A 12,986-nucleotide genomic window follows, 5' to 3' on the forward strand; every position below is an offset into this window, starting at 1 on the left:
TCTTCGGGTACCGATCCGACCATCCTGTGCGCTGACACAGCAGCGTGAAGAGGTCGATGTCCTCGTCGGTGAGCGGGTGGTCGTCGACGGCATGAAGCGTGGACATGGTGGAGGCCCTCTCGATCGGGGTCGCTGGTCGGTGGAGAACAGGTACGAGGCCCCCTTTCCACGTCGCTGCGATTTTAGCAGTACTAGTCACTTCTTCTGCCAGTTCACCAGCATCTTTGAGCCTCATTCGGGCACCAAATGGCGCACTTATATCGAATGATTGCGACAGGCTTTCCAAAGTCCTTGCGCATCGGCTACTCTCACCGGTATGGCTATTCGAAGCATTGTCGAGTCAGATCTCAGCGGTAAGCCGGATGCGGCTACCGTGACCTTCGGCCTGGGAGACACCTGGTACGAAGTCGATCTCACAGCTGAGGAGAAGAAGGACCTTGAGGCTGCACTGAAGTCCTACCTGGAGGTCAGCCGGAAAGCCGGGAAGCCTGCGCCCAAGAAGCGAGTCGTACCTGAGACGACTGCCGAGGAGCGAGACAAGATCCGCGAGTGGGCCAAGGGAGAGGGCTACGAGTTCGCGGATCGGGGGCGCATCCCGAAGAAGGTCATGAAGGCCTACGACGAGGCTCACGGCATCGATCGGAGCAACTAGCACCGAGCCTGATGTTCGCCTCCTGGCCGTTTTCCCTCATTCACCCCCGATGGGCCCTGCAGCACACTGCAGGGCCCATCGCGCGTCTTGAGACCGGATGGATCACCGTGGTCGTCTTGATCCCCGCAGCTCGCGCTCGAGCCCTGCGGTGGATGGTGCCGTGTGAGAAGTGCCCCGGTGTATCCGGCATGAGCTGCTCCTGGCTTCGCTTCGGGCATCCGGGCTTCCGGCAGAGGTCGAGGAAGGCCGTGTAGAGCACCTGAGCCCGGCCTCGCGGAAGACCTGGGCGCCGTCGACCAACTCCTGGTTCCGCTGGAATCCGACTGCTCTCCCGCGGGCCCGCCAATCGGCGGGAAGGATGATGATCCCCAAGCCTGCGTCCCGCCAGATCAGTTCCGCCCTGGCGCCGGACCCCTTGGGACACTGCCCCGAAAGCAGCACCGGCCGGGTGACGTTCTCGGGCCCCCAGCCGCGCGAGCCGTCGTCGAACGTCTCACGCATGCTCTTCGCGTCGTTACCAACTGCGGAAACCGGTGACCAAGACGACGCACGAGAACGATTCCGGAATCATTTCAGCAATCATTCGAGTCTCCTCTCCTTGTGACTCGGCGGTCTCCACACCTGGAGTCGAGGGCTGTGGTCCTGGCGTCTGGGCATGCGCGGCGGCCTGCGTGCTGCTGCCCCATTCCGGCCCGCCGGTACGAGACCCGATCACGGCCAGGCCCTTCTCCCACTCGAGCTCGACGCGGATCTGATCGTCACCACACATGGGCATGAGGTGGACGATGCACACCCCGTCACCGCCACGGGGGATGTTCACGGTGACGACCGTGCCGTTCTCGTCGTCAGTGAAGCCGACGTCGTCGACGTCCCCGACTTCGCCGGAGCGGATCCTCGGCGACGGCTCGCTGTTCGACTTCCACAACTTCCGCACGCAGCGGGCTCCTCCATCGCAGGAGGAGTTCAGGCTGGGGCCGTGTCGTGGTGCGCCTCTTCGTGGACTGCGGTGGAGTAGGGACCATGACGTGCGGACCCGGCGAGGTCCGTGCGACCTCGATGTTCACTCCCCGACTCCCGCGGCGGCCCTGCCGGCTGAGGACCCGGGAGGTCCCGCTGGAGTGATCTACTCCGGGCCGGATCACCCTGCGAGCCACCGCGCCGAGCGCCACTTCTCGCCTGAGCCAGGCTGCACGCTTGCCCCTCCACTGCCGCGCCCTTCGCCCCTGCCCACACGTCTGTGGAGACAGCGGTGGGGCAGTGTTGCGGGTGGTCTCTCAAGCGCAGGGCTGGGCACAGCCCGAGGGAGCGCCGGCGACCGACGGACCGGCGAGCCAAGCGACCGGTGGAACCCGTCGGCCATGGCTGACACGTCATCGGAGCGCAGTGAAGAGGCCGAGCGGAGCGAGGGTCCGCAGGACACGTGTTATCAGATTCCCTTATGCCCTTTCGCTTCCTTGTCGCCGTCCCCACCGTTCCACGGCTGGAGCATGGGCGGAAGCCTGGAACATCAGGGGAAACGATCCGTACCCCCTCGACTCGTACCCCTCGCCCCTTTCGGGCAGCAGGGGTACGGGGCAGGCTGTTTCGCCTGGTCATCACACCTTCGGACGGTACTGCTGCTGCGTCGTTCGGGATACGGCCGTACCCCGTGCCGATCCGTCCTCGTGAGGGACGAACGAGGCGGGGTACGGGTCTGCTCCCGACGGGGCACAGCTCCGGTGCATCCCCTTGCCGCCGTAGGCGGCACAGCCCTCGCCCAGCAGCGGATCCGTCCTCTCGCGACGCCGTCGCTTCGGCCGTGGATGACGCTCGACTTCATCGCTCGCCGCTGACGGCGTAGCCGGCCTCGCACCATCGTGCTGCGCCGGCTGCACCATCCTGGATCTGCTGTGCTCCGGTCCTTGCTCCGGTGCTGCTGCGACAGCGTGCCGACACGTCACGCACCGCGGCCGAGGCGGGCGTTCGGCACCACCTTGTCGACACGATCCGGCCCCGGGCCGTGGTGCGTGTCGCGCTTGCGCGGCAAGCCCAGGGCGGTCTCTCGTGGACGCATCGGAAGAAGAGAGCCCCGGCTGCTGCGACCATCTGCCCATCGGGCACCGCGAGCAGCTCGAGGGGGATCGGAGCGTTGTCGCCTTCCTCCAGGCGGCGGCCTCCGCAGCGATGCCTCCGAGCCTCTTCCACCCCGCGGCCCATGCTGCACAAGCACGTCGTTCCTCGCACGCTCGCCGGGTGTGGGGACCTACTCCCCCGTCGGCCCTTCTCTCTCTGCGCAACCTCGTCGGGTCGACGACGCCCCTGTGCCGACCGCCGCACCGGCACCGCGTCGGTGTCTCGCTCAGAGCCGTGCCGCCGCGCTCCGCCGGCGTCCGTGACCGTCGCGACGTACCCGCCGGATGGCTGCAGCAAGGGGTGCGGTCAGGCTTCGCGGCCCCGTGAACCAGCGCTCACCTCGCGTCTCTTCGGTGACCCATCGGAACGTGCAGGGGCCGTGACCGGGACACGGACAGGACACCGACTGCTGCTACTGCGTCCCTCGAAGTCCCGCGCGTGTCCGCACGGCATCTCGCATGCGCTCCAACGGTGCCGACCCGGTGTCGCACACAGTGCCCTCGGAGGACACATCCGCGTCGGGAAGCCGGGTGGTGTCTCTCAGCAGACGCATTCGGGACACGAGTGGAAGCTCGCGTGTGCCCCCGTGCGGCTTCCCCGAGACGACGCCCTGACGCCAGGTGTCTCGCAGGTGTCCTGTGGGAGCCCTTGCTGCGTTGCAGGTGAGACTCATGGGCGCATGGCGCCCTCGGCTCGCGCCCAGCCGTCTCCGGCAGGGGCACCGCGGCGTCTCACAGGTGCCCCTACCAGAGACGACTGAGGACATCAATGGAGTCCGACTAGCGTATCGAGTGGGACTTGCATGGGGCTTGATAGGGACACTAGAGTCAACTCATAGCGATTCACATTCGAAGAGAGACGTGAAGGGTGGCGAGTCCATGTGACAGAGCGAGAGACACCCCGCGAACGACCGGATGGAGTGCAGGAGCGAGTGGCAGTGCGAGGTGAGTGCGATGGCGAATCGGCCGAGTGAACCTCGCAAGGTCCGCTGGACCGTGCCCGCTGCCGACACCTCGGTGATCGAGTGGCTCGATCAGCAGGAGAACATCTCGCAGTCGCTGCGACTGCTCATTCGGGAGTCCATTCAGCGCGACGGATACGTCGACGTGTACTACAAGCCCGTCGAGCAGCTGCCGCGTCGCGGCCGGCCGCCCTTGGAGAGCACCGAGCAGCGCGAGGACGACGAGGCGGTCATCGAGCGCCGTCCGGCCGCCACGCCTGTTCGGCGGCCACAGCCCGTGGTCGCTGTCCGGGCCGACGCCGTCGTCGAGAAGACGGCACCAGCGCCGGTAGCCCAACCCGAGCCGGTTGCACCACCTGTTGGGACGGTCGAGGGTCCTGCGGTAAGTGCCACCGGCCCGAACCCGGAGCCTCCGAAGCAGGCCTCCATTGACGAAATCATGGCGAGTACTCGGCGCTGAGTGGCGCGGTGAATTTCATTTTCCAGGCAGACGACACAGACACCGAGGGACCGAATTCATGAGCGCCAACAGCAACGACGTCATCACCCTCACCGGCGGCATCGACGTCGGCAACGGCTACGTCAAGGGCGTCATCCAGAACACGAAGCGGGAGATCTTCGACGAGATCGATCTGCCCAGCGCGGTCGTCTCGACTTCCCGCACCTCGCCGAAGGTGCCGCTCCCCGACGCGGATGCGGCCTCCGTGATGGCGGGCGACTTCTACAACCAGATCGACTGCTCACTCACCACAACCCTGGTAGCGGCGTCGGACCGGCGAATCTTCGGCCGGGCAGCGCTGAGCGTGCGCGGCTCGAAGTTCACCGAGTTCGAGGTACTGGGCAAGCACTCCAAGGCTGATCAGGAGCTGAGCAAGGTCCTGGTCCTGGGTGTCTTCGCCGCGAAGGCCCTGCGCGACTACGTCCGCGAGAACGGCACGCTGCCCCGTCACGAGCTGCGCGTGCAGGTGCGCGCCGGCCTCGCGCTGCCGATCTCCGAGTTCGTCGCGCGCCGCCACGCCTACGCCGCCGAGTTCATCGGTGTGCTGGGCAGCTCCGACCCCGCGGTGCACCTGGTGACGATCAAGAACTTCAGCACCCCGGTCTCGGTGCGCCTGCAGTTCGTCGACGTTCAGGTGATGGCCGAGGGTGCCTCCGCGCAGTTCGCCATCACCGACAAGGGCGAGCCGCTGGCCCAGGCTCTTCTCGATGATCTGCGCACTCGCGACGCCTCCGTGGTGGAAGGGGTCTCGGCCGCCGATCTGGTGGCGGTGCAGAACACCATCGGTGTCGACGTCGGTGAGGGCACCGTGAACTTCCCGGTCTTCACCGATGGGCGGTTCAACCCCGAGGCGGCAGCCACGCTCGACGAGGGCTACGGCACCGCGCTGATGAACGCCATGGAGCGGATGAGTGAGTCGGACGCCACGCTGCAGTTCTCCTCACGCAAGCAGCTGGCGGACTTCCTCCACGCGAAGCCGTCCGTGCTGGTGAAGAACCGTCACCAGCGCGCCGTGGGCTTCGTCGAGGACGAGGCCGGCTACCTGGTCGAGGAGATCGTCTCCTCCTTCGGCGACGTCCTCTCCCAGGCCGGTGCGACGACGGAGGTCGTCTACGTCTACGGCGGCGGCTCGGGCCCCATCAAGCACCTGCTGCACCCTGCGCTTCTGAAGGCCGCCGGCGATGTGCCCGTGCTCTACCTCGACTCGAGCTACTCGCGGCACCTGAACCGCGAGGGCCTGTACATCGCGGCACGGCACGTCGAGCAGCAGGCCCTCGCCGCGAAAGCCGGCGGGCAAGCACAGTAAGGAGGTGGCCTGATTGGCGATCTCCCCCGGACGAGGTGATGGATTCGGCAGTGAGACTCCCGGCGCTGCTCTGCAGCGGAGCGCCTGGCTCACGGCTGTACTCCTGGCGTGGACGTGGTCTTCCGAAGGCCAGACCGGATCAGCTCCGCTGATCATGCAGAAGAGAAGAGCCTGGCGCAGTTGCCGGCCACCGTTCGAGAAGAGACCACTCGGGCTTGCTGTGACGGAGCCGCTCGGTCATGGTGGCCGACACCTCGGAACACTCGCCGCCCTCGGCGGCCGTGCTCCACGTGGTGCCGCGCGCGGTCGCCCTGGTCGCACGTTGCCGGCGTCGCCGTCTCGGGCGCGGCGGCGGCCGTTGGGCGACTCGCCGGGAAGGTCGAACAGCCGGCCGTACGCCGTATTCGGCGCCCTCCGGCGCATGGCCGTTGGTCGGGGTGTGTCGGCGGTAGGAGCGGGGGACGATCTCCCGAACGATGCTGCGTGCCCTCGTGGTGGTCATGGTTTGGGATTCCTTCCCGAGTGCTGCGGTGGTCTCCGTACGCCGACCGAGGTGCGGTCGGCTCCCCCGCCCCGCCTCGAACCGGGAGGGACCGGCCAGAGGCCCCCGGATCCGGAGGCGCCCTGGCGTCAGAACGGAGGGCAGTAGCGGCGACCGGCGCACACGTGCGCGGCGGTCTCGGCTCCCGCCTCACACGGCGCGTTGTCGCACCGGCTGTGTCCGGTGATCCCGTTCGTGGACCGGTCAAAGCGGGTGATCAGGACGTGGTCTTCGCACGAGCCGCACAGCGGTTCCGGGGCGTGCGGAGTCCTGCCGGCTTCGTCAACCAGGAGAGGAACACCTCGGCGTTGTCAGTGCAGTTCCGTGGTACGGATGCTGGGGTGCACGGGCCGGCACAGGACACGGCAAGGCGGTAGCCGCTCACGGAGTCGGCCAGGCCGACTCCTGGCGGAACGAGGATGTTCTTCGACGTCAGATCCGGATCAGCTCTGCTGATCCCTTGTGCTCACGGCCTTCACGGGGCGAGTAAGGCGAGCCACGAAAAGAAAAACAGCACCCCGGCGCCGCGGTTGCCCGAAGGCAGCGCGCGCACCGGGGTGCTGGGGTGGTTGGAGCTGCACAGATCTCCAGGGGCACGCCTCAGGGATCATCAGCAGCGCTCAGGAGTCGAACCCGTTCCGTGGGTGGCCTGCACGGTGTTCCCAGTGGCGTACGCCCAGGATCAGCCGGCGCACTGCGGATCAGAACCGCTCCGTGCAGAGCCTCACGCCCATTCGGACATGACCTTCTGGATCAGGGGCAGCACCGTGGGAGGCTGGAGGTTGAGGGTGGCCAGGGCCTCGGGGGTGGTGAGGGGGATCTCGACGAGTTCGTAGGTGCCGCGATCGGCACGCGTGAACTCGCTGCCGGTACGGTCGTCGAAGGCCCAGGTGCGGACCTCGGCGAGATAGATGTGCTGGATCTCTTCGCGTTCGGTGTCGGCGAGAGTGCCCAGCAGCCGGACGATGTGAGCCTTCCCGGCGATCTCCTCGTGGATCTCACGATGGAGAGCCGCTTCCGGTGTGGGGTCGCCGTCCTCGATGCCGCCGCCGACGAGGACGTGGTAGACGTCGCGGCCGGGGATGGTGCGGCGGATGATGAGCATGGTGCGCGCCGGTGTGATCAGGACGGCACGGACGCGTTCTTTCACTGTGTCTCCTCAGGCGTTGCTGTCGAGGAGATCAGTTCATCATCCGGCCGCCATCACCGTGGAAAATTCGACCGGTGGTGAACCCGGCCGAAGGAGATCAGCTCATCACCCACCCGCCATCCACGTGGAGGCTCTGACCGGTGATGAACCCGGCCGCAGGACTTGCCAGGAAGGCCACAGCGGCGGCCACGTCCTCCGGCCGCCCGCGGCGGGGAACGCACTGGCGGGCGATCTGGTGCTCGGGGGACACCCGGGCGGCGGGCGGGAGGGCATTTTCGGCAGGAACCTGGATCGCTCCGGGCAGGACCGAGTTGACGGTGATCCCGCCCGCTCCGACATCGCGAGCCAGGGACCGGGTCAGTCCGAGCATCGCGGCCTTGGCCGTGGCGTACGGGGTGAGCTGGCGACGGCCCACGAGGGCGTTGATCGAGCCGATGTTCACGATCCTGCCCCACTGGCGTGCCGTCATGCTCGCGGTGACAGCCTGGCACAGGCGGCGCGGAGCGTGGAGGTTGACGGCGAGGGACTGCTCCCAGTCGGCCTCGTTCAGGTCTTCCCAGGCGATACGGGGGTAGGCACCGGCGTTGTTGATCAGGATGTCGACGGGTGCCAGGGCGTCCGTGACGGTGGTGATCAGGGCGGCCGGGAACTTCGGATCGGTGAGGTCACCGGAGACGGCGATGCCTCGGGTGGGCAGCTGGTCCAGGAGGTCGGCGGCGGCCGCGTCCTCGTCGTAATGGGCGACGGCGACGTCGGCGCCGGCGGTGGCGAGGGCACGGCAGATCGCGGTGCCGATGCCACCGGTGGCTCCGGTGACCAGAGCAGTGCGGCCGAGCAGGGGTCGGGCGCTCAGCGACTGATCGGTGATGGAGAGGGCGGGGTTCACGGGAGCTCCGTTTCGAGTGTGTGCTGAGTGAAGAACTCGGTGGCGTTGCTGCTCGGCTGATGGAGTTCGGCAGCTTTGATCAGCGTCAGGAGGGTGTCGGTCGTCGTGATGGGCCAGAGACGGACGACACCGAGGACGCGGAGGGTGAGGAAGGGGCGCAAGTCGTGCCAGGGGATGCCGGGCAGGGCTCCCAGGGCGGTGGTGAGGGCGGCTCGGCGGCCGGGGCCGGTGTTCCAGCGGTAGTGGATGTCTAGGTGGCGGAGTCGGGGGTGGTGGTCCAGGTGGGTGATCCGGGGGGTCGTAAGGGGCGGGAGGGCGAGGCGCATGGTGCGCCTGTAGGTGTCGAGTTGATAGGTGGGGACGAGCCAGCCGCCCAGGCCCATCAGGTACCAGAGGAGGTTGGCGGCTTCGCCCGGAAGGGTGTTGAGGCCGGCGAGTGCGAAGTCGAGCCAGCACAGGGGGTCGGCGATGTTGGGCTCGGTGGGGTCTCCCTGAGTGAGTCCGCACACCCAGCTGCTGTCCGGTGTCAGGATCTGGCGGGTGGTACGGACGATGTCGGGGAGGTCGATGGTGAGCGGCCGGCCGTTGACGGTGATCGTGTGGTCGGCGAGGTCGGCCACAGTGAGAGCAGAAACGTTTCCTCCGGCCGGAACGACGGGGTGGCCGGGGTTCAGGTACCAGCGGTCCAGGCGTCCACCGGGCCGGATGCGGTCGGCGTAGAGGGTGGGAACGCAGCTGCTCAGGGGGTATCGGCGTTCGTGCGTGAAAGCGGTGGTCAGGTCGTGACACACGGCTTCAACGAGTTCGACGAGACGGGGTATATGGCTCGGGTCGCGGTCGGCCAGGGCGATGAGGTCGCCGAGGAGGAGTTCGCACCGTCCCTGAGCGAACACGTCGTCGAAGACCACCTGGCTGCCGTCCGGCCCGTCGTGAAGACCATGGAGCCGGGGTACGGAGAGGCGGTGTTCGATCAGGCGGTGGCCACGAACCTCCCCCATCGCGGCGGTGCGATTGGGGAAGTCCTTCGCGAAGACTGCGTCGGTCACTGCTCCACTCCGTTCATGGTGTCGTCCCACAGGTCGAGGATGATCCGGGCGACCTCGAGGGCGGCGGCGCGGTCGGTACGGGCGGTGCGGGCCAGGGAGGTGTCGTGGCCGTGGGCGCCGAGGAGCGTGGTCAGGGCGTCCTCGTCGGCGGAGACCGGTACGCGGCGGAACTCCAACTGCACCTTCGCGGACAGCGCCGTCACCTTGTAGAGGGCGTGCAGATCGCCGGCGCCTGCGAGGATCTGGCGGCGGATGTCGAAGGTTGCCTGGACCCCGTTCATGACGGTCGCGGCCACGATGGCGGCCGGGTCCGGAGCGGGGAGCCGCAGGCCGTTTCGGACCCACAGCGGGGTGATGGCACCGGCACCGATCTGGGCCAGCACGTGCTGGAGTCGAACGGACACGTTGCCGGTGCGACATTCGGCGAGCGTGACGACGCTGACGCCGACCTTGACGCCCTCCAGGTCGGCGCGGAGTTCGGCCAGCACGTCGGCGAGGGGACCCAAACGGGCGTTGTCGGCGACGACGAGCACGTCGAGGTCGCTCCAGCCGCTCTGGTACCTGCCCTTGGCGGCGGACCCGGTGACGGCCAGCAGGTCCACCACCGGGTCAGCGCCGCCGGTGGTGCGGTCCAGCAGCTTGTGCAGGTAGGACTCCAGGCTGATCGGGAGGCCCAGCATGTTCACGGACTGCGTCTCCGGGTGCCGTGCGGGCCAGTGGCGATCGAGGACCAGCGCGTCCAGGCAGCGCTCCAGGCGGAGCCGTGTACCGGAGTTGTCGATCACCCGGTCCGCGATGCCCGCGATCCTGTCCGCGCCTCGACTCTCCTTGACGAGGTCGCGCACGGCCACGTCGTCGGCTCCGGTTTCGCTGCGTGCGCGGCGGGCCGCCATAGGCGTGTCGAGGTATGTGACGGTGACCTGCCGTCCGAGCAGTCGTCGCAGTGCGGCGGTGGACTCCAAGGAGTGCAGCGACTCGATCGTCACGTCGGTCAGGTAGTAGTGGGCCGTCAGGTAGCGATCCAGGGCGTCGACGATCAACTCGGCCTGGACGTCCTCCGTGACCGCGTACGGGTCGGGAAGGCCGGCGTGCGCGGCGGCGGTGGCGAGCAGCCACCCGATCTTGAGGCGGGCGTGGCCGTGTCGCATGCGCAGGTACTCGCCGGCGCTGCTCTTGCCGCTCTCGGACAGCCCGGCGAGCGCGATGACCTGCACCCCGTCCAGCGCACGGGCAGGCACGGCCGGGTGCCGCGGGTGCAGCAGACGCCGGATGTCCCGCTGCACCTCGACGATGGAGCGGCCACCGATCAGCACCGTGTGCGAGAAGCGGCCCTCTTCGGTGGCCATGACGTGGAGTCGTTCGTGCAGGGCCCGCTGGTAGCGGTCGTAGGGCGGGGTGACGCTCGCCTGATGGGCGAGGCTGTGGGTCACGTTCTTGTCGATCTCGTTGGAGAACGCCAGGTAGAGGGAGAGCTCAGCGTTCTCGGCGGCGCGAAGGTCCGGGGCCCACGGTTCGAGCAGGGCCCGTGCCCGGTCGGCCGCCGCCGGGGCGGCCAGGTCCTCGCGGACGGCAACGGTCGCGGCGACCGACGCCTCCAGCATGGGGATGCCCCGGTCGAACAGTCGCAGGCTCCCGACGCTGGGGGCGGCGGATCGCGCGAGGTACGAAGACGCCAGGACGTCCACGAACTCCTCGATGTGGCTCTTCTCGAACCACCACCCGGCCATGTCGCCCTGGATGTCGGCCCATCGAGGGTCGTGGTCGTGCAGGGCGCCGGCGAGCGCCGCAGCCGGACCGATCCGGCGGGCCAGCAGGCCGACCTGTGTGGTCTTACCCGTGTTGTCGGCCCCGCTGAACGCGACCGACCGCTTCGTGGACTCGTGATTCATCAGGTTTCTCCTACTGCGCGGGCAGCACAAAGCGCTGCCCACTACATGGGTGTTCAGGGCAAGGGGTTCAAGTGCGGGATCCGGCCTGGTCGCGGCCAGCCCAGATGGGTTCAACACAAAGCCAGACGGGCCGTTTTGCCACACGCTCGCTACCGAATCCGACGGCTTCGAGATGCGCACCACGGCCGTACAGCGCCTCGAACTTCACCGAACCGACTACTGCCAGGTTCTGGCCGAGACCTGTCTGGGCCGCGCCAACGGCTGGCCCCGCTGTCCGTTGTTCGGAGCGTTCGGCATGAGTTCTTCTGCTCGGATACAGCAAAGCGCCCGGATCGACGACGTCGTCCGAGCGCAGTTGGCTGATGGGGCTGAGATGTTCAGTTGTCCTTCATGCCCCCATCCGGATCGGCTTCGCCGATCAGATGATTTTCTCTTTCAGTGCTTCATCCGAATCAGCTGCGCTGATCGAATGCGTCGTCATTCCGAGCCCCGGATCGGCTTCGCCGATCAAACTCGCTTTCTTCGCCGAGCAACCGGCCACTCCCGACCAGACCACGGCGTGATGTCCCCTGGCTCGGCATTCACTTGACCTGCGCCAAGGCGTGCCTTCCAGGGGTTCTGATGCGGGATCATGTCGGCACGGGGCGTCATCATGAGCCGACGAGGTCCGAGACAGCCGCGCTGACCGAATACCTCGCCATTCCGAACCCCGGATCGGCTTCGCCGATCAACTTCACTTGACCAGCGCCAAGGCGCACCGCCAAAGGGCTCTGATGCGGAATCATGTCGGCATGGCACATCTCATGAGCCGACGAGTTCCGAGACAGCTACGCTGACCGAATACCTCGTCACTCCGAACCCCGGATCGGCTTCGCCGATCAAAATCACGCTCCTCGCGAGCAACCGACCACTCCCGACCAGACCACGGCGCGACGCCCCCCAGCCCGGCAACGAGGTTGGACGACCGGCGGGTGCTGAACGGAATCGTGTGGAAGCCGCGGACGGGGTCGGCGTGACGTGACGTGACGGCACGGTACGGGCCCTGGAGGACCCTCTACACGCGTTTCCGCAGGTGGGTGCTGGACCGGACGTTCACGCGAAGGCCGGCCGCCCGCCCAGGCCATGAGGGACGCGACCGGTGACGGCTGGCTGGTGTCGGTCGACCCCACGGTCCCGCGGGCCCACCAGCATGCCGTGGGCGCCCGTAAAAAGGGGCAGGGCCTCCACCTGTCCTGCGACGGCCGCGGCCGGCCTCTCGGCTTCGTCCTCACCGGCGGCAACGCCGCCGACTGAACCCGCTTCGAGGAGGTCATGGACACCGTCAAGGTCCGCCGGGCCGGCGGACAAGAGCCACGGCTCCCGGCAGCCGTCACCATCCCGCAGACGTTCACGGCTTGCGGATGGATCGGTTCGTGAAGCTGGTGAGAGTGGTGCGGGAGCGGGGCGGGAAGGGACCCGGTGGCGGCCGACCGTGATGTTTGCCGCTGGCGGTGTAGTACCGCAGGAACCTCACGATGCGGCAGCCGGCCCGCTGTTCGGTATCTCCTCGGCGACGGTCGGCCGGGTCATCCAGCGGCTGAGGCCGTTGCCGGCGCTGGAGCCGGCAACGCGGCCCGTCGCGGACGTACACCCGGCTGGTCATGGCATCGGCCCGGCCGGCGCCGAGAACAAGGCCGATGCCCGCGTGTGGCGGGAGTCGAACCTGCCGGCCGTGGCCGCCGGGACGACGGTGATCGGGGACGTCGCCTACCTGGGCACCGGGCTGATCACCCAGCACCACAGAAGGGCCGGTCGGCCCGTTGCCTGGGCCAGGAGGGGGACAACGCCGGACACCGACGGGTCCGTGCCCGCGTCGAGCACACCTTCGCCCGGATGAAGACTTGTACGTGTCCGAGATCCGTGATCTCGATGCCGCGGAGCGTTGCGGTGATGAACCGGAACACC

At 67.7% G+C, this 12,986-nt stretch carries 10 protein-coding genes and 1 pseudogene; 5 read left to right on the forward strand and 6 right to left on the reverse strand.

Features of this window, described 5'->3' with window-relative positions; genetic code table 11:
• Nucleotides 1-316 precede the first annotated feature (316 nt).
• Nucleotides 317-652, forward strand: coding sequence for an Lsr2 family protein (locus AB0953_RS05125; RefSeq protein ID WP_366858007.1), 336 nt, complete (start codon nt 317-319; stop codon nt 650-652).
• A 514-nt stretch (nt 653-1,166) separates the two neighbouring features.
• Here the strand turns inward: AB0953_RS05125 and AB0953_RS05130 are convergent.
• On the reverse strand, nt 1,167-1,586 hold the full coding sequence (locus AB0953_RS05130) for a hypothetical protein (protein ID WP_366858008.1): 420 nt from the start codon (nt 1,584-1,586) through the stop codon (nt 1,167-1,169).
• A gap of 2,173 nt (nt 1,587-3,759) precedes the next feature.
• On the opposite strand from AB0953_RS05130, the gene AB0953_RS05135 reads away from it, so the two are divergent.
• Both AB0953_RS05135 and AB0953_RS05140 read left to right on the forward strand, forming a co-directional pair.
• Nucleotides 3,760-4,185, forward strand: a complete 426-nt coding sequence (locus AB0953_RS05135) for a hypothetical protein (protein ID WP_366858009.1) — start codon at nt 3,760-3,762, stop codon at nt 4,183-4,185.
• A 58-nt stretch (nt 4,186-4,243) separates the two neighbouring features.
• Nucleotides 4,244-5,530, forward strand: a complete 1,287-nt coding sequence (locus tag AB0953_RS05140; RefSeq protein WP_366858010.1) for a ParM/StbA family protein — start codon at nt 4,244-4,246, stop codon at nt 5,528-5,530.
• Between the two features lie 1,265 nt (nt 5,531-6,795).
• Here the strand turns inward: AB0953_RS05140 and AB0953_RS05145 are convergent.
• The 5 genes from AB0953_RS05145 to AB0953_RS05165 form a co-directional block, all read right to left on the reverse strand.
• On the reverse strand, nt 6,796-7,221 hold the full coding sequence (locus AB0953_RS05145; RefSeq protein ID WP_366858011.1) for an NUDIX domain-containing protein: 426 nt from the start codon (nt 7,219-7,221) through the stop codon (nt 6,796-6,798).
• A gap of 97 nt (nt 7,222-7,318) precedes the next feature.
• Nucleotides 7,319-8,107, reverse strand: coding sequence for an SDR family oxidoreductase (locus AB0953_RS05150; protein ID WP_366858012.1), 789 nt, complete (start codon nt 8,105-8,107; stop codon nt 7,319-7,321).
• Nucleotides 8,104-9,153 (reverse strand): hypothetical protein, encoded by a 1,050-nt coding sequence (locus AB0953_RS05155; RefSeq protein ID WP_366858014.1) that lies wholly within the window; start codon nt 9,151-9,153, stop codon nt 8,104-8,106. The genes AB0953_RS05150 and AB0953_RS05155 overlap by 4 nt, the downstream gene beginning before the upstream one ends.
• Nucleotides 9,150-11,042, reverse strand: a complete 1,893-nt coding sequence (locus tag AB0953_RS05160; RefSeq protein WP_366858015.1) for a nucleotidyltransferase domain-containing protein — start codon at nt 11,040-11,042, stop codon at nt 9,150-9,152. The genes AB0953_RS05155 and AB0953_RS05160 overlap by 4 nt, the downstream gene beginning before the upstream one ends.
• Nucleotides 11,043-11,460: 418 nt before the next feature.
• Nucleotides 11,461-11,598: a hypothetical protein gene (locus AB0953_RS05165; RefSeq protein WP_366858016.1), complete on the reverse strand. Its 138-nt coding sequence runs from the start codon at nt 11,596-11,598 to the stop codon at nt 11,461-11,463.
• Nucleotides 11,599-12,164: 566 nt separating this feature from the next.
• Here AB0953_RS05165 and AB0953_RS05170 point away from each other — a divergent pair.
• Together AB0953_RS05170 and AB0953_RS05175 are read left to right on the forward strand one after the other, a co-directional pair.
• Nucleotides 12,165-12,335, forward strand: a complete 171-nt coding sequence (locus tag AB0953_RS05170; RefSeq protein WP_366858017.1) for a hypothetical protein — start codon at nt 12,165-12,167, stop codon at nt 12,333-12,335.
• A 107-nt stretch (nt 12,336-12,442) separates the two neighbouring features.
• Nucleotides 12,443-12,920 (forward strand): annotated as a pseudogene (locus AB0953_RS05175) (IS5/IS1182 family transposase); the annotation flags it as partial.
• Nucleotides 12,921-12,986 lie beyond the last annotated feature (66 nt).

The organism is Streptomyces sp. NPDC046866 (assembly GCF_040704625.1).
In the GTDB taxonomy this organism is placed as follows: Bacteria; Actinomycetota; Actinomycetes; order Streptomycetales; family Streptomycetaceae; genus Streptomyces.